This window comes from Microbacterium dauci (assembly GCF_030065535.1).
Lineage (GTDB): Bacteria > Actinomycetota > Actinomycetes > Actinomycetales > Microbacteriaceae > Microbacterium > Microbacterium dauci.
Genome location: NZ_JASJND010000006.1, coordinates 127,581 through 151,508, shown reverse-complemented (window position 1 = coordinate 151,508; position 23,928 = coordinate 127,581). Strand labels below are relative to the sequence as shown.

The 23,928-nt window shown below is 71.1% G+C and carries 23 protein-coding genes; 7 read left to right on the top strand and 16 right to left on the bottom strand.

The features are described 5' to 3' along the window. Positions 1-63: 63 nt before the first annotated feature. From QNI14_RS09475 to QNI14_RS09455, 5 genes are all read right to left on the bottom strand, one after another. Positions 64-3,048, bottom strand: coding sequence for an AAA family ATPase (locus QNI14_RS09475; protein WP_283716351.1), 2,985 nt, complete (start codon positions 3,046-3,048; stop codon positions 64-66). Then, positions 3,045-4,202 (bottom strand): exonuclease SbcCD subunit D, encoded by a 1,158-nt coding sequence (locus QNI14_RS09470; protein WP_283716350.1) that lies wholly within the window; start codon positions 4,200-4,202, stop codon positions 3,045-3,047. The genes QNI14_RS09475 and QNI14_RS09470 overlap by 4 nt, the downstream gene beginning before the upstream one ends. Before the next feature lie 139 nt (positions 4,203-4,341). After that, complete coding sequence (locus QNI14_RS09465) at positions 4,342-5,814, bottom strand: MFS transporter (RefSeq protein ID WP_283716349.1); 1,473 nt, start codon at positions 5,812-5,814, stop codon at positions 4,342-4,344. A gap of 40 nt (positions 5,815-5,854) precedes the next feature. Next, the gene (locus QNI14_RS09460; RefSeq protein WP_283716348.1) at positions 5,855-6,169 is read right to left on the bottom strand and encodes a DUF2277 domain-containing protein; all 315 of its coding nucleotides are present in this window, start codon (positions 6,167-6,169) and stop codon (positions 5,855-5,857) included. Positions 6,170-6,210: 41 nt separating this feature from the next. Further along, positions 6,211-6,390: a hypothetical protein gene (locus tag QNI14_RS09455; protein WP_283716347.1), complete on the bottom strand. Its 180-nt coding sequence runs from the start codon at positions 6,388-6,390 to the stop codon at positions 6,211-6,213. 183 nt (positions 6,391-6,573) lie between these two features. Here QNI14_RS09455 and QNI14_RS09450 point away from each other — a divergent pair, with 183 nt between their 5' ends. Continuing rightward, positions 6,574-7,569: an IS481 family transposase gene (locus QNI14_RS09450; protein WP_283716346.1), complete on the top strand. Its 996-nt coding sequence runs from the start codon at positions 6,574-6,576 to the stop codon at positions 7,567-7,569. Here the strand turns inward: QNI14_RS09450 and QNI14_RS09445 are convergent. Then, on the bottom strand, positions 7,566-7,865 hold the full coding sequence (locus QNI14_RS09445) for a GNAT family N-acetyltransferase (protein WP_283716345.1): 300 nt from the start codon (positions 7,863-7,865) through the stop codon (positions 7,566-7,568). The two genes, QNI14_RS09450 and QNI14_RS09445, sit on opposite strands and share 4 nt — an antisense overlap. 418 nt (positions 7,866-8,283) lie before the next feature. Between QNI14_RS09445 and QNI14_RS09440 the strand changes: the two genes are divergently transcribed. Together QNI14_RS09440 and QNI14_RS09435 are read left to right on the top strand one after the other, a co-directional pair. Next, positions 8,284-9,000 carry a winged helix-turn-helix domain-containing protein gene (locus QNI14_RS09440; RefSeq protein WP_283716344.1) on the top strand — a complete coding sequence of 239 codons (717 nt, stop codon included), beginning with the start codon at positions 8,284-8,286 and terminating at the stop codon, positions 8,998-9,000. A 65-nt stretch (positions 9,001-9,065) separates the two neighbouring features. After that, a complete protein-coding gene (locus QNI14_RS09435) occupies positions 9,066-10,052 on the top strand; it encodes a DNA-3-methyladenine glycosylase family protein (protein ID WP_283716343.1) in 987 nt (328 codons plus the stop codon). On the opposite strand, the gene QNI14_RS09430 is transcribed toward QNI14_RS09435, so the two are convergent. Then, the gene (locus QNI14_RS09430) at positions 10,049-10,867 is read right to left on the bottom strand and encodes an alpha/beta fold hydrolase (RefSeq protein WP_283716342.1); all 819 of its coding nucleotides are present in this window, start codon (positions 10,865-10,867) and stop codon (positions 10,049-10,051) included. The genes QNI14_RS09435 and QNI14_RS09430 overlap by 4 nt on opposite strands. 38 nt (positions 10,868-10,905) lie before the next feature. On the opposite strand from QNI14_RS09430, the gene QNI14_RS09425 reads away from it, so the two are divergent. Both QNI14_RS09425 and QNI14_RS09420 read left to right on the top strand, forming a co-directional pair. After that, a complete protein-coding gene (locus tag QNI14_RS09425) occupies positions 10,906-11,118 on the top strand; it encodes a hypothetical protein (protein ID WP_283716341.1) in 213 nt (70 codons plus the stop codon). A gap of 31 nt (positions 11,119-11,149) precedes the next feature. After that, a complete protein-coding gene (locus tag QNI14_RS09420; protein WP_347177833.1) occupies positions 11,150-11,644 on the top strand; it encodes a VOC family protein in 495 nt (164 codons plus the stop codon). Here the strand turns inward: QNI14_RS09420 and QNI14_RS09415 are convergent. From QNI14_RS09415 to QNI14_RS09400, 4 genes are read right to left on the bottom strand one after another with little or no spacing between them, the layout of a single operon-like run. Continuing rightward, entirely contained in the window at positions 11,638-12,393 is a 756-nt protein-coding gene (locus tag QNI14_RS09415) for an iron ABC transporter ATP-binding protein (protein ID WP_283716340.1), read from the bottom strand. The genes QNI14_RS09420 and QNI14_RS09415 overlap by 7 nt on opposite strands. Next, positions 12,390-13,430 carry an iron chelate uptake ABC transporter family permease subunit gene (locus QNI14_RS09410; RefSeq protein ID WP_283716339.1) on the bottom strand — a complete coding sequence of 347 codons (1,041 nt, stop codon included), beginning with the start codon at positions 13,428-13,430 and terminating at the stop codon, positions 12,390-12,392. Before QNI14_RS09410 ends, QNI14_RS09415 begins: the two co-directional genes overlap by 4 nt. Beyond that, positions 13,423-14,415, bottom strand: coding sequence for an ABC transporter permease (locus tag QNI14_RS09405; RefSeq protein ID WP_283716338.1), 993 nt, complete (start codon positions 14,413-14,415; stop codon positions 13,423-13,425). Before QNI14_RS09405 ends, QNI14_RS09410 begins: the two co-directional genes overlap by 8 nt. Then, positions 14,415-15,395, bottom strand: a complete 981-nt coding sequence (locus QNI14_RS09400) for a siderophore ABC transporter substrate-binding protein (RefSeq protein ID WP_283716337.1) — start codon at positions 15,393-15,395, stop codon at positions 14,415-14,417. Before QNI14_RS09400 ends, QNI14_RS09405 begins: the two co-directional genes overlap by 1 nt. A gap of 108 nt (positions 15,396-15,503) precedes the next feature. Between QNI14_RS09400 and QNI14_RS09395 the strand changes: the two genes are divergently transcribed. Then, a complete protein-coding gene (locus QNI14_RS09395; protein WP_283716336.1) occupies positions 15,504-16,292 on the top strand; it encodes a siderophore-interacting protein in 789 nt (262 codons plus the stop codon). Positions 16,293-16,584: 292 nt separating this feature from the next. Then, the gene (locus QNI14_RS09390; RefSeq protein WP_283716335.1) at positions 16,585-17,754 is read left to right on the top strand and encodes an RtcB family protein; all 1,170 of its coding nucleotides are present in this window, start codon (positions 16,585-16,587) and stop codon (positions 17,752-17,754) included. Positions 17,755-17,769: 15 nt separating this feature from the next. On the opposite strand, the gene QNI14_RS09385 is transcribed toward QNI14_RS09390, so the two are convergent. Genes QNI14_RS09385 through cofG form a run of 5 tightly spaced genes read right to left on the bottom strand, consistent with a single transcriptional unit; the run spans position 17,770 to position 23,926 of the window. Then, on the bottom strand, positions 17,770-18,600 hold the full coding sequence (locus QNI14_RS09385; protein ID WP_283716334.1) for an aldo/keto reductase: 831 nt from the start codon (positions 18,598-18,600) through the stop codon (positions 17,770-17,772). Between the two features lie 25 nt (positions 18,601-18,625). Next, entirely contained in the window at positions 18,626-19,225 is a 600-nt protein-coding gene (gene cofC, locus QNI14_RS09380; RefSeq protein ID WP_283716333.1) for a 2-phospho-L-lactate guanylyltransferase, read from the bottom strand. After that, positions 19,222-20,226 carry a glucose-6-phosphate dehydrogenase (coenzyme-F420) gene (gene fgd / locus QNI14_RS09375; RefSeq protein ID WP_283716332.1) on the bottom strand — a complete coding sequence of 335 codons (1,005 nt, stop codon included), beginning with the start codon at positions 20,224-20,226 and terminating at the stop codon, positions 19,222-19,224. Before fgd ends, cofC begins: the two co-directional genes overlap by 4 nt. Then, positions 20,223-21,677, bottom strand: a complete 1,455-nt coding sequence (locus QNI14_RS09370) for a flavin-containing monooxygenase (protein WP_283716331.1) — start codon at positions 21,675-21,677, stop codon at positions 20,223-20,225. The genes fgd and QNI14_RS09370 overlap by 4 nt, the downstream gene beginning before the upstream one ends. Further along, positions 21,674-23,926, bottom strand: a complete 2,253-nt coding sequence (gene cofG, locus QNI14_RS09365; protein WP_283716330.1) for a 7,8-didemethyl-8-hydroxy-5-deazariboflavin synthase CofG — start codon at positions 23,924-23,926, stop codon at positions 21,674-21,676. The genes QNI14_RS09370 and cofG overlap by 4 nt, the downstream gene beginning before the upstream one ends. Positions 23,927-23,928 lie beyond the last annotated feature (2 nt).

Here is a 23,928-nt window from a genome sequence, read left to right as displayed (position 1 = left end):
CCCCGCGGGCTGACTGTCTCGCCGGGTCTGCTCGGCACGCTGCGCGGCCTGGCCGTCTCGCGCTCAGCTGGCGACGGCCGCGTCCTGCAGGATGCGACTCGGCCCGTCGGGCGACGCCTCGACGACGAGCTGCGCGGGGATCTGCTCCTTCATCGCCTCGACGTGGCTGATGACGCCGACCACGCGACCACCGGCACGGAGTTCGTCGAGCGTCCGCATCGCGAGTTCGAGCGTCTCGGGGTCGAGCGAGCCGAAGCCCTCGTCGACGAAGAGGGTGTCGAGTCGGATCCCGCCCGCGCGCGAGGTGACGACCTCGGCGAGCCCGAGTGCGAGCGCGAGCGACGCGAGGAACGTCTCACCGCCCGATAGCGACTGCGGCGAGCGGAGCTTGCCGGTGTGCGCGTCGAGCACGTCGATGCCGAGACCGGATGCCGCGCCCCGGGCCTGCCGCGCATCGCTGTGGTGCAGGGTGAACCGACCGCTCGACATCTCTGCCAGTCGGACGTTTGCCGCCGCGACGATCTCTTCGAGTTCGGCGGCGAGCACGAACGTCTCGAGATCCATCTTCCGGGTGTTCGGCTCGCGCCCCGCGACCGTATCGGCGAGGCGGGCGACGGTTGCGGCGGCAGCTGCGCGACCGGCCATCGCGGCGAGGGCAGCGTCAACACGGTCGAGATGGTGGCGGAGCGTCGTCGCCGCGGTCGTCGCGTCGGCGAGCGCGGCGATCGCCGCGCTCCGGGCGGCTTCGGCCGCGGCCGCGGCATCCGCTGCAGTGGTGACCGCCTCGGGGTCGATGCGGTCGCCGGCGGTCTGGAGTTCGAGGTCGAGTGCGCGCCCTTTCGCGGCGGCGAGGGCGGCGGCGTGCTCGGTCACCCGGGCCTCGATGGCGTGCTGCTCCGAGGCACCGAGCGCCGCGGCCCGAGCATCGTCGACGGTGGCGAAGGTGCTGTCCGCGAGGCGCTCGCCGAGCAGCGTCGCGGCTTCTGCGGCCGCGCTGGCTCGCTCCGCGTGCGCCTGTCGCGCGGTGCGCAACGCGCGGGCCACGTCCCGGCGCGCCGTGTCGTCTGCGAGCCGCGCCGCCACGGTGGGCTGCTCGCCGCGCGCGTCGTCGACGGCGGCTTGCGCGGTGGCGATGGCGGCGGCATCCACCGCCTGCGCTTCCCGCAGGCTGGCGATCCGGTCGCGGAGCGCGGCGGCCTCGCTGCGGGCGTCGGCGGCGAGGGCATCGAGCTGCGCAAGTTCGTCGGTGTGACGCTGAGCGTCGGTCTGCGCCGCGAGGGCGGTGTCGACGGCGGCTTCGGCCGCGGCGAGATCATCGCGCGCCTGCTCGATGGTCCGCCCGCCGGAGCGCGCGAGCCCCGCGGCCAGACGCTCGCGCGCGGTGCGCGCCGTCTCGGCGGCGGTGCGGGTGGCCGACGCGGCGGCATCCCGAGCCACTTCGGCGTCCGCGAGGGCGTCGTCGGTGACCGGCTCGCCGGTGTGCACTGCCGGCGCCGGGTGTGCCGTCGAGCCGCACACCGCGCACGCCTCACCGTCGACGAGCGCGGCGGCGAGTTCGCCCGCGTACCCGTCGAGCCGGCGCCGCAGCAGCTCTGCGAGAGCGGTGGCCGCGGCCTGATCGGCGTCGGCAGCACGGAGGTGGGTGGCATCCGCCTCGGCGGCGACAGCGGTCAGCGATTCGACCTCGCCCGAGGCAGCGACGGCCGCGACCGCACGCGCGTGCGCGGCCTGCGCGTCGGCGAGCCGCGCGGAGCCGGCGCGGGCCGTGACGAGCGCTGCCTCGACCGCCGAGCGCCGCTCCGGCAGGGCCGCGGCGGCAGTTTCGATCGCGCCGAGTGCGGCCTCGGCGTCGGTGAGGTCGATGATCCGACGCGCATGCGATTCCGTCCTCGTCTGCAGCTCGCGCTCCACGGCGAGGGCCGCATCGGCGCGGGAGATCGCGGCAGTGAGCTCGTCGATCACGCGGTCGAGGTCGTCGTCGTCGCCGTCCGCCTGCCACGCGGCACGGGCGGCCTCGAGGTCAATGGTTGCGGCGGCCTCGGCGGCGGTGGCGCGGTCGGCGGCATCCATCACCGGCTGCAGCACGGCGGCGGCGCGCGCCAGCTCGAGGCGGGCACGATCAGCCGTGACGTCGGCGGTCTCGGCGTCGAGGCGGTCAAGCTCGGCGCGGGCTGCCGCGAGCTCGGTGAGCCGCTCGGCGCGAGCGACGAGGTCGCGGTACACGGCGGCAGCCGCGGTCGCCGCCGCGTCGGCGGCGGCGCGCTCGTGCCCGCGGGCCTCGACCCGGTAGTCGGCGCGCTGCACCGCGACGGCGACGGCCGCGCGGCGCGTATCGAGGTCGGCGGTCTCGCCTGCATCGTCGTCCGAGCCGATCCCGTTCGCTGCGACGTGACGTTCCGCGACGTCAAGCAGCGTGCGCGCGGTCGTCCCGCCCTCGTCGAGCTCGGCCTGCGCGGCGCGGCGGCGCTGTTCGAGGTCGTCTCGGTACTTCTCGAAGCGCTGCGTGCCGAAGAGGGTTCGCAGTAGGTGCTGCCGCTCGTTGTTGCCCGCGAGGAGAAAGCGCGAGAACTTGTTCTGCGCGAGCAAGATGACCTGCTGGAACTGCTGCGCGTTGACCCCGAGGATCTCGCTCAGCAACTCCCCCGCGTCACGCAGGCGCGCGGCACGGCCGACCCACGTGCCCGCGACGAGCTCTTCGACCTCGGCTCGCGCCTTCTCGGGGGTGAGCCCGCCCCCGCGCTGCGCCGGCCGGTCGTACTCGGGCGCCCGGGTCACCCGCCAGCGGGTACCGCCGACGGTGAACTCGAGTCGCACCTCAGTCGGGTCGCCGAGGAAGCAGTGGTCGCTGCGGAGCCGCTTGTCGCCGCCGTCGTAGCGAGGCACCGAGCCGTACAGCGCGAAACTCACGCCGTCGAGGATGCTCGACTTGCCGGCGCCGGTGCGGCCGGAGATGAGGAACACACCCTCACGATCGAACGCGTCGAAATCGATGACCTGCGTCTCGCGGAACGGCCCGAACCCGGTCATCTCGAGACGGTGCAGCTTCACGCGAGCGCCTCCACCCGCACGCGCTCATCGAGCACGTCGCGGAGCACCTCGGCTTCGTCGTCGGTCGCGCCGTGGCCGTCGCGCACATGGACGAGGAACGCCTCGACCAGGTCACGGTCGCTCTTGGCGGCGCGCACGCGCGAGACGTAGCTGACGCGCTCGTCGGTGACGGCGTTCACCGGGGCGTGCACGACCTTCGCGCAGTGCGGGAACCGCGCCTGCAAACGGCGCAGCGGATCGGCTTCGGGCAGGTCATCGGTGTACTCCGCGCAGACCCACGCGTCTTCGTGCGCGGCGAACGCGGCATCCGTCAACAGCTGCTCCAACGGCGCCCGGAGCGTGACGAGTGCGCGCGGCACCGGGAGTCCGAGCCAGGTGACGTCGGCGAGGCCGTCGGCGTCGAGGTCGACGAGCCACGATCCGCGGGGCTTGTCGCCCTCGCCGAAGCTGTAGTGCAGCGGGGCCCCGGCGTACCGGACCGAGTCGGACAGCTGCTGTCGGCCATGGATGTGGCCGAGCGCCATGTAGTCGACGCCGTCGAAAGTCGACAGCGGCACGATGTCGAGGCCGCCCTGCTGGATGTCGCGCTCGAGGTGCGGCGTCGGCGCGACGCCGGCCGCGAAGCAGTGCGCGATCGCGACCGAGCGACCGCCGCGCTCGCCCCGGTCGGCGCGGATGAGGTCCATCGCTTGCCCGAGGACGGCAGCCTGCGAACGTGCACCGGCCCAGCCATCGCTCCGGTGGCGCAGGAGCGCCGGCTCGAGGAACGGGATGCCGTAGACGTGGACGGGGCCGTGCTCGTCGGCGAGCGTGAGCGGCGTGCCCACCCCATCGGGATCGGTCAGCACATGGATGCCGCTGCGCAGGAGCCCCGCTTGGAAGCCGAGGCGGGCGGCGGAGTCGTGGTTGCCGCTGGTCACGACGACGGTCGCGCCGGTGTCGGCGAGCGCGCCGAGCGTGTCGGAGAGCAGCGTGTAGCAGGGGGCCGCGGGCGTCGCGGAGTCGAAGATGTCGCCGGCGACGATGACGACGTCGACCTCGTGCTCGCGCACCTGTGCGGTCAGCGACTCGAGCACACCACGCAGCGCATCGAGCGTGCTGTGACCGTGGAAGGTCCGCCCGATGTGCCAGTCGGAGGTGTGCAGGATGCGCATGCCCTCACGGTAGATCGGGCCTCCGACATCGCCCGCGAGGCGTGCCGCCGCCGGCCGAGACCGCCGCGCTCAGGTGGCAGCACACGCCGCAACGCGGCATCCAAAGCGACAAGAACTGCCACCTGAAGCGGCAGCGGCGTTAGCTGGCGGCCTGCGGCACGTCGTCGGCGTTCCGGCGGCCGGACATCAGGTCGACGACCGACACCAGGAAGGCGAGGGCGACGAAAACGCCGACCGCGGCCATGCCGTAGGCGAAGGCGTCGTGGTAGACGGCGAGCGCCGAGAGGTCGGCATCCGATTCCCGGAAGATCGTGGCGTAGAACAGCGACAGCCCGATCGCCGTGCCGACCGAGGTCCCGACGCGCTGGCCGAGCTGGCCGACCGAGCCCGCGAGTCCGCCTTCGCGCACGGGGATCTTCGACAGCGCGAGCGTCTGGTTCGGGGCGATCACGAGCCCACCACCGGCACCCGCGACGAGCAGGACCGCCGCCATGCCGAACGACACGGTCTCGGGCGGCATCGTGTACGCGACGACGGCGAGCGCCGCGACGCTCACCAGCACGACGCCGAGCCCGACGGTGACGAGCGGTCGGCCGAAGCGGTTCACCAGCACACCGCCGTAGTACGACGTGACGGCGCTCGCGACGGCGAATCCGATCGACACCATGCCCGCGCCGACGGGCGTGATACCGACGCCGGTCTGCAGGAACAGCGTCGTCAGCAGGAACATCGGCGGGATCGCCGTGAAGTACGCGACGCTCACGAGGGTGCCGTTGCGGAACGACGGGATGCGGAACAGTGCGAACGGGATGAGCGGCTGTCGACCGGATGCCGCGTACCGCCGTTCCCACCAGAAGAACGCCGCCGCGAACACGACGAACGCGCTGAGCAGCCACCACCGAGCCGGGTCGTCTTCGGGCGAGCCGGTCGTGAACAGGAACGGCCACATGAGGGAGAGGATCGTCAGGGCGAACAGGACGATACCGACGGGGTCGAGCTGCAGTCGGCCGGCCGTCGCGCGTCGGGTCTGCGGCAGGAGCAGAATGACGCCGGCGAGCACGACGAGGCACAGCGGCACGTTGAACCAGAAGATCCAGCGCCAGCCGCCGACCGCGACCATGATTCCGCCGAGCGTCGGCCCGAACGCCGTCGCGATGCCGATCGTCGCACCGAACAGCCCGAACGCGCGGCCACGCTCCTTGCCCACGAACAGCTGCTGGATCGTGCCCATCACCTGCGGCATCTGGATGCCGGCGGCGAGGCCCTGCAGCAGGCGGGCGGCCAGGAGCACCTCGATCGTCGGAGCGCTGGCACACAGCGCGCTCGCGACGGTGAAGACGCTCAGCCCGACGATGAACAACGTCTTGCGCGACCGCTGATCGCCGAGGCGGCCGAAGGGGACGAGGGCCAGACCGAAGGCGAGGATGTAGCCCGAGACCACGAGCTGCAGCTGGGTCGACGATGCGCCGAGCGATCCTTCGATCGCGGGGAGGCCGACGTTGATCTTGCTGAGGTCGAGGATCGTGAACGCCGCGACCGAGACGCACACCCAGAACGCCCGCCAGCGTTGCGCAGAGGAAAGGGGGATGCTGGCGGTTTCTGGGGCTGTCATGGCCGTCCCACGCTACTCCTCCCCATCGGGCCGGGACGGTTCAGGATGCCGCGCGGGCGGCCTTCTTCTCGGCCTGGAATTGCCGCAGCGCCTCGTACCGGTCGGCCGAACGTTGCTGCCGCTTCGCCGCTTCGACCTCACGATCCTTCGGCGGGGCGGTCGTCACGAGGTCGTCGAGAAGGTGCCGCGTCGCGTGCGCGATCTCGGCGACCGCCCGGTCGAAGACCTCCTGATTCGCCTTGGACGGCTTGGTCGTCCCGGTGATCTTGCGCACGAACTGGAGGGCGGCGGCGTGGCACTCGTCGTCGGTCGCGGCGGGCTCGAAGTTGTGGAGCGGCACGATATTGCGGCACATGGCCGCCACGCTACGCCCGGCGTGCGACGCTGACCAGGGGTTCAGGACTCGTCGGTCAGCACGTCGGGGTCGAGTTCCTGCTGAATCTCGGCGCTCGCCACGAACGCATCGGATGCCTCGTCCTGGTCGGTCGGCGGATCGTCGACGAGGTTGCCGCGGTCAGGAGCGTCGGCGCGCTCCTTTTCATCGTCGGTCTGCGGTGCGTGCTCGCGTTCGTCCATACGCCGAGTCTCCACCGGCCGTGCGCGCCACAGACCGGGGTTGACCGAGCGGATCCACGCGGCTAGCTGTGATGTCCAGGGACGTTGTTGCGTGAATCGCGTGTGATCTTGCTGACGGGCGAAGGCCTCCCGTTGCGAGAGTGGAGCTGTCTAGGAACCGCTCACGCATCACAGGAGGCCTTCGTGTCCCACGCTAACGCTGCTCTCACCCCTCGTGCTCGGTTGCGGCTAGCCAAACTCATCGTCGAGGAGCGCTGGCCGGTCACCGTCGCCGCGAAGATGTTCATGACCTCACCGCCCACTGCCCGCAAGTGGGCTGCTCGGTTCAGGTCGGAGGGTCCGGCGGGGATGGTCGATCGCTCCAGCCGGCCCCGCTCGATGCCGACCAAGACACCGCCGGCGACGGTGAAGCGAATCGTGAAGATTCGATGGCGGCGCAGACTCGGGCCCGTGCAGATCGGCGGCGAGCTCGGCATTCCGGCGTCGACCGTGCATGCCGTGCTGGTGCGGGCCCGGATCAACCGGCTCAGCCACATCGACCGGGTCACCGGGGAACCGATCCGCCGCTACGAACACGACCATCCCGGGTCCCTGATCCACGTCGACGTGACCAAGTTCGGCAACATCCCCGACGGCGGCGGCTGGCGATATGTGGGCAAGCAGCAGGGCGACCGCAACCGGATCGCGACAGCCGAGCGCACCGGGAAGCGGCACCCGCGCTACGAACCCAACATCGGCACCGCATTCCTGCACACCGTGGTCGACGACCACTCCCGTGTCGCCTACGTCGAGATCTGCACCGACGAGAAGGCGATCACCGCGATCGGTGTCCTCGAACGAGCCGTCGCCTGGTTCGCGGACCGCGGCGTCACCGTCGAACGCGTTCTGTCCGACAACGGCTCCGCATACAAGTCCCATGCCTGGCGCGACGCATGCGCTTCGCTCGGCATCAGGCACAAGCGAACCCGCCCCTACCGACCCCAGACCAACGGCAAAATCGAACGGTTCCACCGCACCCTCGCCGACGGCTGGGCCTACGCCCGCTTCTACTCTTCCGACACGGAACGGCGAGCCGCGCTACCCGGCTGGCTGCACTTCTACAATCACCACAGGCACCACTCCGCCATCGGAGCCCCACCCATCATCAGACTCAACAACCTGCCTGGACATCACAGCTAGCCCGCGCGACGCTCGTGCAGCATGCCCGCATGCTCTGGGTGCGCCGCGAACCAGTCGGCGACGTACCAGCACACCGGGATCACGGTGCGGTCGCCGCGCGACGCGAGATCGGCGACGGCGCGCGCGACGAGCTCACCGGCGTAGCCGTGTCCTCGGAACGTCGGGATCGTGAAGGCGCGGGTCATCGCGACGGTGCGGCCGTCGTCGTTGTAGTCGAGGACGCTGACGAGGTCGTCGCCACGGTGCAGGGTGTACCGCGCGGCATCCTTCTCATCTGCGAAACGGAGCTCGGACATACCCTCACGGTACGCCCGTCCGAGGACACCGGGGCCGCGCCGTGCCCGACTGAGCAAAGTGTCACATTCCGTCACGATCGAGCCCGCCGGACTGCGCGGTTTGACACACGGCGACGCGGTTCGTCATAATCGGCCACATGACTGACTTCGCACGCACTCTGTCCGCCCAGGAGGCGAACGGAACTGCCGGCATCATGATGCCGCAGCGTGCTGTCATGTGTTGCCGAATGTGCCGCTGACACGGTAATCCCCGCCGGGTCTCCCGTCGTTTCTGAACACGACGCCTGCAGACCCCCGAGGCTCCGGTCCTTCCGCCCACAACGCGGATGCCTGTCGCCTCGCACACCGGCCCGAACGATCGTGGCCATCGCGCAATACCTCTGAACCCGCTCGGGTTCCTCCGTCAAAGGATTCTTCGATGTCGACCTCCGCTCTGCTCACCCGCCCCGCCGCTCCCCGTCACCTCCGCGCCGTCGAGGACGTCGTGACGCCCGCCCCCGCAGTCACCGCCCCCGCCGGCGGTCTGCCCGCCGGCACCTCGCCGCGCGGCTTCGCCCTCTACGTCGGCCTCGACGAAGTGAAGGCGGCCACCGACGGCGTCAGCCTCTCGGTCATCGTCGATGCACTCCGTCGCACCATCGCCGAGCTCGCACCGCACGCTGAGACCCACGCGACCGTCGCCCTCGCTCCTGCCGGTGCCGGCGGCCGCGACGTCGACGTCGTCCGTCTCGCCCTGCACGAGCCCGCCGCCGTCGCCCGCACCAAGCCCGAGGAGCCGCTCGACGAGCACGTCCCCGGTGGCGTGACGATCGACATCTCGCGTCGCCGCGTGCACATCGACGGCGAGACCGCCGCCCTCACCTTCAAGGAGTTCGAGCTGCTGCAGTACCTCGTGCTGCGCGAGGGCCGCACCATCGAGCGCACCGAACTCGTGTCGTCGCTGTGGAGCCACGCCGACGGCGACGAGGCACCCGGCGAGCGCACCATCGACGTGCACGTTCGCCGCCTGCGTTCGAAGCTCGGCCGCTACGAGGACATCGTCCGCACCGTGCGCGGCATCGGCTATCGGTTCGACCGTCACGCCGACGTCGTCATCCGCTACGGCCACGGCACCCCGTCGCCCGACCGCTTCTGACGTGCGGTAGCGCCGACGTGCGGCGCCGGGGAGCGGGTGTCGCACGAGAGCCGTATGGTGGCGGCATGAGGTCGGCAGCAGGCGAGCGGATGCCACTCCGCGGCGCCCCCGCAGCACGCGCCGACCCGGCCCCGCAGCATCTGCGCCCGCTCGAGGCCGAGTACCGGCCTCGCACCCCGGTCGACGTCGTCGCGGCGATCCGCTACCAGCAGCGCGGCCGCCACGACCCCACCCAGACCACCGCGACCGACGGCACGATCTGGCGCGCCACCCGCACACCCGACGGCGTCGCGACGACGGCGATCCGCGTCGGGCTGCAGACCGTCCGGGCTGCGGCGTGGGGCCCCGGCGCGGCCTGGTCGCTCGACCAGCTGCCGCGGCTGTGCGGCGACGGCGACGACCCGGCGGGGTTCGACGCGTCGCGGCATCCGCTTATCGCCGAAGCGCATCGGCGGCGACCCGGCCTGCGGATCGGAGCGACCGATCTCGTGTTCGACGCCCTCGCCAGCAGCGTGTTCGAGCAGAAGGTCACCGGCCTCCAAGCGTTCGGCGCGTGGCGCTGGATCGTCTCGCATTACGGCGAGCCCGCACCGGGACCGACACCGCGGCCGATGTTCGCGACGCCGGCGGAGTGGCGGATGATCCCGAGCTGGGCGTGGCATCGTGCAGGGCTCGAACCGCCGCAGTCGCGCACCGTGGTCGCCGCTGCGCGGCGTCGCGCGTCGATCGAGCGTGCGGCCACGGCAGCGACGACGGGTGACGAGCGCGACGCGGTGTTTACGAGCCTGCCCGGCGTCGGCATCTGGACGAGTGCAGAGACCCGCATCCGCGCGTTCGGCGACCCCGACGCGGTGAGTTTCGGCGACTATCACGTCGCGCACGAGGTCGGCTACGCGCTCACCGGCAAGCGGGTCGATGACGACGGCATGCGCGAGCTGCTCGAACCGTGGCGCGGACACCGGCAGCGCGTCATCCGCCTCATCGGCGTGAGCGGCGTCCATGAACCGCGGCGTGGTCCCCGGCTGCACCCCGAGGACCACCGGAACCGCTAGCGCGGGAGCGCGGCAAGCGCCTCGGAGAGGTGCTCGAGCACCGAGATGTGCCCAGCGCCGTCGACGCGCAGCAACGTCGCGTTGCGCAGCCCCGCAGCGAGGGCCTCGCCGTGCGAGAACGGCACGACTCGGTCGAGGTCGCCGTGCGCCACGACGACCGGCGTCTCGATGTTGCCGATGTCGAAGCCCCACGGACGGGTGAACGCGACGTCGTCGTCGACGAGGCCGTCGGAACCCCATTCCTCGGATGCCGCGACGTCGGCACCCAGCGACGCCCATGACGACTCGAGCGCCGCGTAGTCGGCCGCGATGAAGCTCGACGGGTCGAACTCCTCCACCTCGAGGTGCGCGGTGCGCGCCTCGAACCCTTCGGCGGCGGTGCGGAGGCCCGACGGGTCGGCCATCCCCTCGAACCATGTCTCGTCGCCCGGCCGGAACGGTGCGATACCGGCGAGCGTGACGACGCCCCGAATGCGCGCCGGCATGACGGCCGCGCAGGCAAGCGCGTGCGGACCGCCGCCCGAAGCACCGACCGACACGACATCGTCCAGCTCGAAGGCCTCGAGCACCCGCTCGAGGCCGACCGCGACACTGCGCACGTCGCGGTAGAGCTCGCGCGCCGCGCCACCGTAGGCGGGACGCGCGACCGATACGACGTCCAGACCAGCGGATGCCGCGGCCTCGGCGACCGGCGGTAGCACGGCACCGGTCTGCGGCGAACCGTGATGCCACAGCAGCACCGGCCGGTCGCGGCCGGGGTGCTCGGTGGTGGCGTGGACGACGTGGTCGGCGAGCAGCGGGTGCGAGATCTTCACGCGGCCACCGTACCCGCCGCCCGCCGTAGGGTGGGGGCATGGCGCAGCGACAGCACGGACGCGGGTTCTGGGTGCTCTCGGCGATCGGGATCGTCGCGGGCGGCATCGTGTTCGGCCTCATCATGCAGAACGTGTGGCTGGGACTCGTCCTCGCGGCCGCGATCTCGATCGGCGTCGTCCTCGCGTACTCGTCGCGCCGCGGGCGAAACGAGGGCATCTACGACCGGGACGACGACGGCGCGCAGCTCTGAAGCGTGAACATCGCGTGACGGGGCTTGCGCGATGTCGGAGGCCGCCGCGACACTGAGCGCGACGGCGCCGCCGGGCGTCGCAGCCGGAAGGGACACCGCGATGCCGCTCAGCCTCAACCCGTACCTGTCGTTCCGCGACAACGCCCGCGAAGCCATGACGTTCTATCAGTCGGTGCTCGGCGGAGAGCTCGTGTTCGACGAGTTCGGCAGCATCCCCGAGATGGCGCCCGAGGGCGAAGGCCACCTCATCATGCACGCCCAGCTCACGACCGACGACGGCATGGTGCTCATGGCGTCGGACTCCCCCGCGAGCATGCCGTACACCGCACCCGCCGGCTTCTCAGTGTCGATCAGCGGCGACGACGAGGCACAGCTGCAGTCCTACTGGGACGCGCTGTCCGCCGGTGGCACGGTCGTCATGCCCTACGAGACCCCGCCGTGGGGCGGCACATTCGGCATGTTCACCGACCGCTTCGGCATCGACTGGATGATCGCGTACTTCGCCGGAGAGCCGGGCGCTCAGTAGTAGACGGCGAGCGGCCCGCGCGGCCCCTCGACGACGTCGACCGGGGTGTCGAAGATGTCCGACAGGACGTCTGCACGCACGATCTCGTCGGGGGTGCCGAACGCGACGACCCGACCGTCCTTCATGGCGCAGATCCGATCGGCGTAGTGCCCGGCGAAATTGATGTCGTGCAGGACGACGACGATGGTGCGACCGAGCTCGGATGCCGCGCGGTGCAGGTGCCGCATCATCTGGACGGCGTGCTGGATGTCGAGGTTGTTCAGCGGCTCGTCGAGCAGCACGTAGTCGGTGTCCTGCGCGAGCACCATCGCGACGTACGCGCGCTGGCGCTGCCCGCCTGACAGCTCGTCGAGGTAGCGACCCTCGAGTCCTTCGAGGCCGAGGAAGTCGATCGATCGGTCGATGATCGACTCGTCGGCTGCGGTGAGACGGCCCCGCGAGTGCGGATAGCGTCCGAACCCGACGAGCTGGCGGACGGTGAGTCGGGTGACGAAGTGGTTCTCCTGCCGCAGGATCGCGACGACTTTCGCGAGCTCGCGTGACTTCGTGTGGGCCACGTCGTGCCCACCGACCGAGATCGTGCCACCGTCGGTGGGGAGGAGTCGCCCGATCATTGTGAGCAGCGTTGACTTGCCGGCGCCATTCGGTCCGATGAGCGCGGTCATGCCCCCCGACGGCAGGTCGAGCGTCACGGGACCGATCGCGACGTCGGTGCTGTACCGCTTCTCGACGGCGGTGAGCGAGATCACAGGCGACCCTTTCGGAGCAGGTGGATGAGGAAGGCCGTGCCGCCGACGATCTCGACGATGATGCCGACCGAGCCGGCGGCGTAGAACACGTGCTTCAGCACGACGTACGCCCCACCGAGCACCACGAAGCCGACGAGCACCGACATGGCGAACATCCTGCGGTGGTCGAACGTGTCGGCCAGTTGGTAGGTGAGCATCGCGACGAGGAAGCCGAAGAACGTCATCGGGCCGATGAGCGACGTCGAGACCGCCATGAGGATCGACACCATCAACAGCGCGAGGATCGAATCGCGTCGGTGCGATGACCCGAGGCTCAGCGCGACCGGGCGGCCCAGCCCGAGCAGGTTCAGTCGACCGCCGCCGATCCACAGCGCGGCGACCGCGACCGCGAGCAGCGGGACGGCGATCGGCAGATATGTGACGTCGGCGTTCGCGACGCTGCCGATGAGGCGCGCGGTGAGCAAATCGAACTCGGTGGGCGTCAGCAGCCGCTGCAGGAACGTCGAAAATGCGGCGAGCGCGCCGCCGAGGATGATGCCGACGAGCAGCATGATCTGGACGTTCGCGTAGCGACCCGACAGCAGCCAGCCGTAGAGGATCCCCGAGAACACGAGCATCACGACGATCTGCAGCAGGTAGGGGCCGGCACCCTGCAGCGCGATCGCACCGGCTGCGCCGAAGAAGAAGATCGCCGCGGTCGAGATCGCCGTATACAGCGACTCGAACCCCATGAGCGACGGCGTGACGATGCGGTTCGCGGTGACCGTCTGGAACGTGATCGTCGCGATGCCCTGACAGATCGCCACGACCGCGATCACGGCGACGCTCGAGATCCGCAGCTCGACGATCCGCCAGAAGCCCGACGTACCCACCGGAGCCGGGTTGTCCCACCACAGGATGCCGGCGGCGATGAGCACCGCCGCGACGGCGAACACCGCGATGAGCAGGCGGTACCGGCGGGCGGCATCCGCTGTCGGGAACGCCCCCGAGCGGGCGGTGCGGGGCGCGGCATCCCGCCGCGCGGAAACGTCAACCACGGCGACGCTGCCGAAGGAGCAGGGCGATGAACACGACCGACCCGACCATCGCGAGGATCAGTGAGACGGGCACCTCGAAGGGCATGTTCACGACGCGGGCGAGGATGTCGCACGCGGTGATGAGCGCGATGCCGCCGAGCGCGACCCACGGCAGGTTCGACCGCAGATCGTCGCCGCGGATCATCGAGACGACGTTCGGCACGATGAGGCCGAGGAACGGCAGATTGCCGACGACGACGGTGACGACGCCCGCTGCGACCGCGATGAGGGTCGTCCCGATCAGCACGACCCTCGAGTAGTTCACGCCGACGTTGGTGGCGATGTCCTGCCCGAGGCCCGCGATCGTGAAGCGGTCGGCGGCGATGAAGACCGCCACGACGACGATGAGGACGATCCAGAGCGGTTCGTATTGACCACGCAGCACCGAGGTGAACGAGCCGGTGAACCAGATCGCCATGCTCTGGAGCATGTTCGTGGAGAGTGCGATGAAGGTCGACACGGCGCCGATGATCGCGCCGAGCATCATGCCGACGATCGGGACGATGATCGACGACGTCAGCATGACGCGGCGGAGGAAGAGGAAGAACAGCATGGTGCCGACGAACGCGGCGGCGACGGCACCGACCATCCGCACCATGAGCGGCGCGTCGGGGAAGAGCAGCATCACGAGGAGCAGGCCGAGGCCTGCCCACTCGGTCGTGCCGGTGGTCGTTGGCTCGACGAACCGGTTCTGCGTGAGCAGTTGCATGACGAGGCCGCACATCGCCATCGCCGCACCAGCGAGGATGAGGCCGACGGTACGGGGAATCCGCGTGATCGCGAACATCTCGGCACCGTCCGGCTCGCCGAAGACGTCGTAGACGCCGACGAAGAGCGACAGCGTGACGAGCCCGCCGACGACGGCGAGCCCGACGAGCAACGGCCACGTGAACAGGCGCCCGCGAGAGCGACGGCTCCCGACGGGCGCCTGAACCGTGGTGGACATCAGGACTCGAGCGCGTCCGCGAAGTCGTTGAAGAACTGCGTGTACGTCTCGATGCCCTCGTTGAGGTACGTGCCCGCGGGCATGTAGACCACGTTGCCCTCGGCAACGGCCGTCACGTTCTGCAGCGCCTCGGACGAGCCGATGAGGTCATTCGCGGGCGTGTATGCCTCGTCGGTGTTGACGCTCACCGCGGCATCCCTGTCCATGACGAGCAGCCAGTCGGGGTTCGACGAGGCCACGGCCTCGACCGAGATGTCGTCGCCCTGGTGGTCGGTCGAGCCCTCGGACTCGAGCGCCGGGGTCAGCCCGAGGATGTCGTACACCGGGCCGAGCGTGCGGCCGGTCGTCGGAGCGGCGTAGTTGATCTCGCCGCCCGAGGTGATCGCGCCCATGACGGTCTCCGACGCGTCGTAGGCCGCGAGGACCCGCTCGATCGACGCCTCGAAGTCGGCGACGAGCGCGGCGGCCTCGTCCTGCTTGTCGAAGATCTCGCCCAGCACGGTGACCTGACGCTTGAGCTCCTCGTCGAAGGGCTCGCCGTCACGCGGGTCGAGCTCGACGATCGTGGCATTCGGGACCAGGGTCTCGAAGTCGGCGTAGTAGCTCGAGAAGCGCTGCCCGTTGACGATCAGGTCGGGGTCGCCGGCGACGACGGCCTCGAGGTCGGGCTCGCTGTGGTTGCCGAGGTTGATGACCTCGGAGCCGTCCTCCTTGTACGACAGGCCCTCGGGGAAAATATCGAGCGGGGCGGCGACGATCTCGATACCCCAGCTGTCGAGAAGCGTGATCGTGCGGTTGTCGGTGGCGACGACGCGCTGCGGCGGGGTGGTCACGGTCTGCTCGCCGTGGTTGTCGGTGACGGTGACCGTGGTGGCCACTTCGTCGTTCGCGGCGGGCTCGGTCGTCGACGCGCAGCCCGCGAGGGCGATGGCGACGATGAGGCCGACCGAGGCGGCGGCGAAGGGACGGGATGTGCGCATGCGAGTGCTCCTCAGCTCAGATGCCCATGCGTGTATCAGCACGCCGGCGGTCTGTCGGAAAGGTGGATGCCGGACGAGCGCCGACAAACTGAGGGTAGCCTTACCTTCATGACCTCCGTCAAATCCTCCCCCTCCTTCCGGCTGGAGCGTCGCCCGCTCGACCTGCGATTCCGCCGGGCGACGCTGGCCGCACGCACCTGGGAGACCCCGACCTACGTGCGCGTCCGACTCACCGGAGAAGACCTGATCGGGTTCGATTCCCCCGGGAGCGATGACCACATGCGGCTGTTCTTCGCCGACGCGGATGCCGCTGACCTCGAGGCCGTGCGCGCGGCACCGAGCCGCGAGTACACGCCGCTGGCGTGGGACGCCGCGGAAGGATGGCTCGACGTCGAGTTCGCGGTGCACGGTGACGAGGGCGTCGCAGCACCCTGGGCGGCGTCGGCCCCCATCGGCGCCCCGGTTGCCGTCGGCGGTCCGCGCGGATCGATGGTGCTCGAGGGGCGCCCAGACGCGTGGTTCCTCGCCGGCGACGAGACCGCGGTTCCCGCGATCCGCCGGTTCGTGGGGCTCATGGGCGAGGACGCGGTCGGCCGCATCCTGGTCGAGACGACGGATGCCGAGCACGAGCTCGCGATCACTGCGCCGTCAGGGGTAGAGGTCACGCCGGTGCACCGCGGCGACGCGTTCCCAGGCACCGCGTTGGCGGCCGCGCTGGGCGCGCTCGCGGCGGCAGACCGACCGGATGGCTCGGTCTTCGGGTTCGTCGCTGCCGAGCAGGCGATCGTCAAGCCGGCGCGCGCACTGCTCGTCGACCGCTGGGGACTGTCGACGGACGAGTTCGTCGCCAAGGGCTACTGGAAGTCGGGCGAGGCGGAGTACCACGCCCCGCACTGAGTGACCTGCATCCCGGGCGTGTCGTTGACGCGACACGCCCGGGCCGCTAACGTTGCAGGGCTGCGCCGACCGGCGTGGCAACCCCCGGAGGACGACTCATGACCGCGCACTCGCGTGATCTGCTCCAGCGGAACAAGGGCAACCACCCGTTCCGCTACGAGTCGTACCCTCCGGCGCGCGCCGCCTGACGCCATCACCGTCAGACGCCCCGCACCGTCAAGGTCCGGGGCGTTTTTTCGCGTGGCCCTCTCCACGCGTGGATGCTTCGGCCACTCCACGAAGGAAAGGAACCATGGAGAAGCTCTCGAACCGGCTGCTGTCGTGGGCGAGCATCATCGACGAGAAGACCGTCGAGCAGGCTCGCACCTCGTCGCGCATGCCGTTCATCCACCCGCACCTCGCGCTCATGCCGGATGCGCACCTCGGCAAGGGGGCGACCGTCGGATCGGTCATCCCCACCCTGGGCGCGATCATGCCGGCGGCGGTCGGCGTCGACATCGGCTGCGGCATGATTGCCGTCCGCACCCAGTTCACGAAGGCGCAGCTCGTTGAGCGCGACCTCGCGAAGCTGCGGGAGCAGATCGAGCGGGCCGTCCCGCTGTCCGCGGGCCGCGACAACCGGAAGATCGTCACGACAGCCGAGCCGCGGATCGCCGAGCTGGAGGAGCTCGCCGCGAAGCACGAGTTCGACCCGGCATCGTACGCGGGGCACTGGCGCAACCAGCTCGGGTCGCTCGGGTCGGGGAACCACTTCATCGAGGTCTCGGTCGACGAGACCGACGCGGTGTGGATGTTCCTGCACTCGGGGTCTCGGGGCGTCGGTAACAAGATCGCCATGCGCCACATCACGATCGCGCAGCGGCTGGCGAAGCAGTGGTGGATCGACCTGCCCGACCCCGATCTCGCCTACCTCGTCGAGGGGACGACGGAGTTCCGGGACTACGTCCGGCAGCTGCGTTGGGCTCAGCACTTCGCACTTCTCAACCGTGAGGAGATGATGGACCGGGTGTCGCGGCAGCTGTCCGAAGTGATGGGCGAGGACGTGATCGAGCACGAGCGGATCAACTGCCACCACAACTTCACCGAGAGCGAGAAGCACTTCGGGAAGCAGGTGTGGGTGTCGAGGAAGGGTGCGATCCAGGCCGACGCAGGTCGGCCCGGCCTCATCCCGGGGTCGATGGGCACGGCGTCGTACGTCGTGACCGGACTCGGGAACCCGCTCTCACTGAACTCCTCGCCGCACGGCGCTGGACGGGAGTACTCGCGCTCGGCGGCGCGGCGCACATTCACGCACGACCAGCTGCGGGAGGCGATGGTCGGGATCGAGTTCAGAGACACCGACGCGTTCATCGACGAGATTCCGCAGGCCTACAAGCCGATCGACCGGGTGATGGCGGATGCCGCCGACCTCGTCGAGGTGCGGCACACGCTGCGCCAGCTGGTGAACGTGAAGGGCGACTGAGCCGGGCGGCGACCCCTACATCTCCTCGTGGGTGTCGGGGTCGCCGTCCCACAGGCGACCGCGCTCGAGTGCGGCGATCGCCGCGATCTCGGCATCCGTCAGCGAGAACCCGAAGACGTCGGCGTTCTCGATCTGGCGTGCGGGATCGGCGGACTTCGGGATCGGCGTCGAGCCGAGCTGCACGTGCCAGCGGAGGACGACCTGCGTCGGGGTCACGCCGTGCGCGGCGGCCGTCTCGATCACAACCTCCTCGCTCAGCAGCTCCGACCGGTGGGCGAGCGGGCTCCAGCTCTCGGTGCGGATGCCGTGCGCGGCATGGAACGCGCGGAGCGCCGCCTGCGGGAAGTGCGGGTGCAGTTCGACCTGGTTGACGGCGGGCGTCACGCCGGTCTCGTCGACGAGGCGCGCGAGCATCGGCTCGGTGAAGTTCGAGACGCCGACACTGCCGACGAGGCCGTCCTGCTGGAGCGTCACCATCGCCTTGAACGTGTCGACCCACTTGCCGACGCTGGGGTTCGGCCAGTGGATGAGGTACAGGTCGATGCGCTCGAGGCCGAGGCGCTCGAGCGAACCGCGGGCACTGGCGATCGTCTCGTCGTAGCCGTGGTCCCGGCCGGGCACCTTGGTGGTCACGAGGAGTTCGTCACGGATGCCGCTGCGCCGGACCGCCTCGCCGACCTCGCGCTCGTTCTCGTAGTTGACAGCGGTGTCGAGCAGGCGGTAGCCGCCCTCGACGGCAGCGACCATCGCGGCCACGCCGTCCTCACCGCGGAGGTTGTACGTGCCCAGCCCGAGCTGCGGGAAGGCGGTGCCGTCGTTCAGGGAGACCGTGGGAATCGTGACCATGTCGCCACGCTACGCCCGATGAGGGCTACGCGACGCCGCGGAGCCGGACGCCAGCGCGCGGCAGCAGTTCCGCGAAGTCGTCCGGGGTGTCGAGGTCGCGCCGCAGGCCGGACGTGGCGCGCACCGGCAACGGCTGGCACCCGAGTCCGCGGTGGCGTGCGAACGAGTCGGAGCCGTACGCCGACGCCCACACCGTGCCCGCACGGGCGGTGACGAGCGTGGAGCCGGTGCCCGCGGCATCCGCCACCACGGCACGCGGCACCGCGGCGGCGATCGCGAGCGCGGAGGCCAGCTCGGTCGGTGCGAGTGCGGCGAGGTCGGCCGGAAGTGCGGCGCGGTTGCGGCGGAGGCCGACCCGCGAGGCGGCCAGCGCGAGCGCCGCGTCGATGCCGGTCGCTTCGCGCTCCCGCACGAGCACGACCCCGGCAGGGAGCAACCGTGCGATGCCGTCGTCGGCCGTCACCACGACGACCCGCTCGACGCCCGAGGTGCGTGTGGCGACCTCGATCGTGTCGAACGCGAGCGCGCGGGCAACGTCCACGCGCGCCGCACCGACCACCTCGAGCCGGGACTTCGCCTCGGCGAACGGCTTGACCGGGATCATGACCGTCCACGCCCCGCTCACGCGAACCGCTTCCGGAGCCGCGGGAGGATGTCGTCGGCATACCGCTGCAAGAATGCGAGCTGATCGTCGCCCGGATCGTGGAACACGAGCTGCCGGAACCCCATCTCGACGTAGGTGGCGATCCGCTCGACGTGCTCGTCCGGGTCGTCCGAGACGATGAATCGGGATGCCGCGCGCTCGATCGGCAGCGCGGCGGCACGGCGCTGCATCTCGCGCGGATCGTGGATGCCCATCTTCTCGTCCTGCGACAGCGCGAGCGGCGCCCAGAAGCGGGTGCGCTCGCGTGCCGCCTCGAGGTCGGGGTGGTACGACACCTTCACCTCGATCATGCGATCGACGTCGTCGGGCGTCCGACCCGCCTTCTCGATGCCGTCGTCGACCGCGGGGAGCAGCGTGTCGGTGTAGAGCGCCGGGTCTTTGCCGCTCGTCGTGATGAACCCCTCGCCGATCCGGCCCGCCAGCCGTGCGGCGGCGGGCCCTGCGGCGCCGATGTAGACGGGAATCGGCTCGTCGGGGCGGTCGTAGACCGTGGCGTCCGAGACCCGGTAGAACGAGCCGTCGAACGTGACGCGCTCCCGCTCCCACAGCTCGCGCATGAGGCCGATCGACTCTTTGAGTCGCTGGAACCGCTCGGGCGGGTCGGGCCAGTCCAGCCCGAGCGTCACCTCGTTCAGCGCCTCCCCCGTGCCCACGCCGAGGACGATGCGGCCGGGGTAGAGCACGGCGAGCGTCGCGATCGACTGGGCGACGACCGCAGGGTGATACCGGAAGGTCGGCGTCAGCACCGACGTGCCCATGACGATGCGCGAGGTGCGCGCACCGAGTGCACCGAGCCAGGGCAGCGCCGCCGGCGCATGCCCTCCGTCGTGCATCCACGGCTGGAAATGGTCGGAGATGTAGACGCTGTCGAACCCGGCGCGTTCAGCGGCGACCGCGTACTCGAGCAGCTTCGCCGGGCCGAACTGCTCTGCCGAGGCCTTGTAGCCGAAGCGGATGGTCATCGGGCTCCTTCCGTCACGGTGAACGCGTCGCGCACGGCGGCGCGCATCGCGGAGTCGAGGTCGTCGGTCGTGCCCGGCCACAGCAGCGTGACCCGGCCCGAGCGTGCGTCGCGGTACCAGCTGCGGCATCCGGCGACCCACGGCGTGCCGTCGACGCGGTCCGCGATCGCCGCCGTGGCCGCCTGTTCCGCCTCGGGCCGCGCACGGATCACGCCGCCCGACCCCGTGAGCCTACGCACGAGGGCCGCCTGCCGTTCGAGGACGAGCAGCGACGACGAGTGCGGCAGCGCCGCGTTCGGCCCGTTGAGCACGAACAGGTTCGGGAATCCCGCGACGGCCACCGTGCCGACGGCGGTCATCCCCTGCGCCCAGTGCTCAGCGAGCGTCACGCCGTCCTCGCCGCGCACGAGGCGCGCGAACGGCTGCTCGCTGGTCTCGAACCCGGTGGCGAGCACGATGCGGTCGATGCTGTCGTGTCGCGCACCCGACGCGCCGACGAGCGTGTCGCCGTGCACTGCGGCGAGCGCCGAGGCCTCGAGCGTCACCGCTCGCGAGGCGACCGCGGGGTAGAACGTGTCGGACAACACGACGCGCTTGCAGCCGAACGGGTCGGTCGGCGTCAGCCTGCGGCGCAGTGCCGGGCGTCGCACCTGCTGCGCGAGGTGCGCCTGCGCTGCACGGACGGCGCGAGCGGATGCCGCGGGCGCACCGGCCCGCGCCGCGAAACGCTCGTCGTCGCCGCCGAGCGCCTCGGCGCGCACCGCCGCGATGCGGCCGGGGTCGGCGGCGAACGCGGCACGGTCGGCCGGGCCGTAGCGGCGCCCACCGCGAGGCAGGATCCACGCGGGCGACCGCTGGAACAGCACGACCTCGGCGCCGGCCGCAACGAGCTCGGGCACGAGCTGCGCCGCGCTCGACCCGGTGCCGACGACGGCGATCCGGGTTCCCGCGACCGGCACCGACCCATCCCAGCGGGCGGTGTGCATCACCTGTCCCGGGAAGCCCACGAGGCCGGGGATGTCGGGCACGTGCGGTTCGGCGAGGCGCCCGCACGCGAGCACGAGCACGTCGGCGGTCTGCGGCCCATCCCCCGAGAACGCCAGCCGCCACTGCTGCGCAGCCTCGTCCCACGCGGCATCCGTCAGCGCACTCTGGAACCGGATCGACGAGCGGATGCCGCTCGCATCGACGACCCGCTCGAGGTACGCGGCGATCTCGGCACCGGGTGCGAACTCCGCCGACCAGTCGGGGTTGGGGTGGCGTTCGAGGCTGTAGAGGTGCGCCGGGACATCGCACGCGACACCCGGGTAGACGTTATCGCGCCACGTGCCGCCGACCCGGTCGGCGCGCTCGACGACGACGACCTCGCGCCCGGCTTCACGCAGTTCGATCGCCGCGAGGACGCCCGCGAACCCCGCCCCCACGACGACCGCGTCGACGTGCCCGGTCATGCGGCCCGCTCGCTCGACGCGCCAGGCGTGCCGTAGTCGGTCGTCCGCACGCGGAGGCGTCGGAACAGCCCCGACACGAGTCGCTCGGCCGCCGCGAGGTGCAGCTCGAGCCCCTGCTCGACCCCGGTGTCGGGGCGCACACGCCCGTCGAGGAGCGTGCCGCCGAGGTCGTCGCCGCCCGCGCGCAGCAGCTCGGCGGCGGTCGCCGTGCCGTGCCGCGTCCACGGGATCTGGATGTGCCGGATGCCGTCGTTCAGCAGCAGCCGCGACACGGCCGCCATGGCGCGGTGCTCGTCGAGCGGCGCGCGGTCGGCCAGCCGCGAACCGTGCCCCGGCAGCGGGATCGGCACGAACTCGCTGAACCCGCCGGTCTCGTCGTGGATGCCGCGCAGCGCGAGCAGGTGCGCGATGCGCTGCGCCGCGGTCTCGACGTGCCCGTAGAACAGCACCGACGTGGAGCGGAGGCCGGCGCCGTGGGCGGCGCGGACGATCTCGAGCCAGCGGTCGACGTCGAGGTCGTCCGGCGCGATGCGGCGGCGCACGTCGTCGTCGAGCACCTTCACGCCGGTGCCCGGGAACGTATCGACGCCCGCGGCGATGAGCTGCCGCAGCGCCTCGGCGAGCGGCATCCCGCCACGGTCGACGAGGTCGGCGATGTCGTGCGGCCGGTAGGCGTGGAGGTGCACGTCGGGCGTCGCGGCCCGCACCGTGCGGACGAGGTCGAGGTACGCGGACGGCGGGAGCGCGGCATCCATCCGCCCCTGGATGCACAGCTCGGTCGCCCCGAGCGCGGCGGCGTCGCGGGCGATGTCGGCAGCGTCGTCGAGGGTGAACTCCCCGAATCCGGATGCCGCGGCCCGCAGCCCCGACGACGTCAGGTTCCGGTTCACGACGATGCTGACGGTGTCGCCGACGGTGAGGCGGCGCACGTCGTCGGCGACGGCGACGAGCCGCTCGAGGTCTCGCCCCTCGGCGACGAGCAGCCGCTCCCACTCTGCGGCGTCGAGCTCACGCGGCGCGGTAGCGGCACGCTCGAGCAGGGCGTCGGCGCGACGGCGACCGGACGACGGCGACGGCGCGGCAGCGGCGAGCCCGGTCACCGGGTCGGCGAGGCGTGCGACCTCGCGGTGCAGCGCCGGGTCGATCCATTCGTCGGCGGCCCGCACGTACTCGGGGTGGGCGGTGAGTCGCTCGGTGAGGGTGAAGCCCTCGGCGGCCGTGTGCGCCGCGAGGTCGTCGAGGTGCGGCCACGGCCGCTCCGGGTTCACGTGGTCGGCGGTGAGCGGCGAGACCCCGCCCCAATCGTCGACGCCGGCGCGCAGCAGCAGCGCGAGCTCGGCGGGGTCGCTGAGGTTCGGCGGCGCCTGGATGCGCATCGCGGGACCGAGCACGAGCCGGGCGACCGCGACCGCCGCGAGGTACGCGTCGCGGTCGGCGTCGGGCGCGTCGTGCATCGCGGTGCGCGGCTTCGCCCGGAAGTTCTGCACGATCACCTCCTGCAGGTGACCATGGCGGGCGTGCGCGTCGCGCAGCGCGAACATCGATGCGGCGCGGTCGGCGAGGGTCTCGCCGATGCCCACGAGGATGCCGGAGGTGAACGGCACGCGCGCCGCACCGGCATCCTCGATCACCTGCAGTCGGAGCGCCGGGTCTTTGTCGGGAGAGCCGTAGTGCGCGGCACCGGGCGTCTCGAACAGTGCACGGGACGTCGTCTCGAGCATCATGCCCATCGACGGTGCGACCGGTCGGAGCGTCGCGAGCTCGGCCGGGGTCATCACCCCCGGATTCGCGTGCGCGAGCAGACCGGTCTCTGCGGTGACGAGCCGCGCTGCGTGCGCGACGTAATCGATCGTCGATGCGAAGCCGTGCTCGTCGAGCCACGCCCGCGCCTCGGGCCACCGTGCCTCGGGCCGATCACCCAGCGTGAGGAGCGCCTCCTTGCAGCCCTGCGCGTGCCCGGCCCGCGCGACCCGCAGGATCTGCTCGTCGCTGAGATATGCGGGCGCCTGCTTGCGGAGCAGCTGCGCCGGGGTGTCGACGAACGCGCAGTAGTGGCAGCGGTCGCGGCAGAGCGTCGTGAGCGGGAGGAACACCTTGCGGGAGTAAGTGACGACGCCGGGTCGACCGGCCGCCACCAGCCCCTCGTCGCGCATCGCGCCGGCCCGCTCGAGCAGCGCGTCGAGCCGCACACCGGATGCCGCCAGCAGGCGCTCGGCCTCGGCGGGATCGGTGACGCGGTCGACGCTCATGC

Bases quoted from the DNA above. Each gene is read 5' to 3' on its own strand.
- QNI14_RS09470 (WP_283716350.1), bottom strand. From the start codon at position 4,202: ATGCGCATCCTGCACACCTCCGACTGGCACATCGGGCGGACCTTCCAC.
- QNI14_RS09465 (WP_283716349.1), bottom strand. From the start codon at position 5,814: ATGACAGCCCCAGAAACCGCCAGCATCCCCCTTTCCTCTGCGCAACGC.
- QNI14_RS09460 (WP_283716348.1), bottom strand. From the start codon at position 6,169: ATGTGCCGCAATATCGTGCCGCTCCACAACTTCGAGCCCGCCGCGACC.
- QNI14_RS09455 (WP_283716347.1), bottom strand. From the start codon at position 6,390: ATGGACGAACGCGAGCACGCACCGCAGACCGACGATGAAAAGGAGCGC.
- QNI14_RS09445 (WP_283716345.1), bottom strand. From the start codon at position 7,865: ATGTCCGAGCTCCGTTTCGCAGATGAGAAGGATGCCGCGCGGTACACC.
- QNI14_RS09440 (WP_283716344.1), top strand. From the start codon at position 8,284: ATGTCGACCTCCGCTCTGCTCACCCGCCCCGCCGCTCCCCGTCACCTC.
- QNI14_RS09435 (WP_283716343.1), top strand. From the start codon at position 9,066: ATGAGGTCGGCAGCAGGCGAGCGGATGCCACTCCGCGGCGCCCCCGCA.
- QNI14_RS09425 (WP_283716341.1), top strand. From the start codon at position 10,906: ATGGCGCAGCGACAGCACGGACGCGGGTTCTGGGTGCTCTCGGCGATC.
- QNI14_RS09420 (WP_347177833.1), top strand. From the start codon at position 11,150: ATGTCGGAGGCCGCCGCGACACTGAGCGCGACGGCGCCGCCGGGCGTC.
- QNI14_RS09405 (WP_283716338.1), bottom strand. From the start codon at position 14,415: ATGTCCACCACGGTTCAGGCGCCCGTCGGGAGCCGTCGCTCTCGCGGG.
- QNI14_RS09400 (WP_283716337.1), bottom strand. From the start codon at position 15,395: ATGCGCACATCCCGTCCCTTCGCCGCCGCCTCGGTCGGCCTCATCGTC.
- QNI14_RS09395 (WP_283716336.1), top strand. From the start codon at position 15,504: ATGACCTCCGTCAAATCCTCCCCCTCCTTCCGGCTGGAGCGTCGCCCG.
- QNI14_RS09390 (WP_283716335.1), top strand. From the start codon at position 16,585: ATGGAGAAGCTCTCGAACCGGCTGCTGTCGTGGGCGAGCATCATCGAC.
- QNI14_RS09385 (WP_283716334.1), bottom strand. From the start codon at position 18,600: ATGGTCACGATTCCCACGGTCTCCCTGAACGACGGCACCGCCTTCCCG.
- fgd (WP_283716332.1), bottom strand. From the start codon at position 20,226: ATGACCATCCGCTTCGGCTACAAGGCCTCGGCAGAGCAGTTCGGCCCG.
- QNI14_RS09370 (WP_283716331.1), bottom strand. From the start codon at position 21,677: ATGACCGGGCACGTCGACGCGGTCGTCGTGGGGGCGGGGTTCGCGGGC.
- cofG (WP_283716330.1), bottom strand. From the start codon at position 23,926: ATGAGCGTCGACCGCGTCACCGATCCCGCCGAGGCCGAGCGCCTGCTG.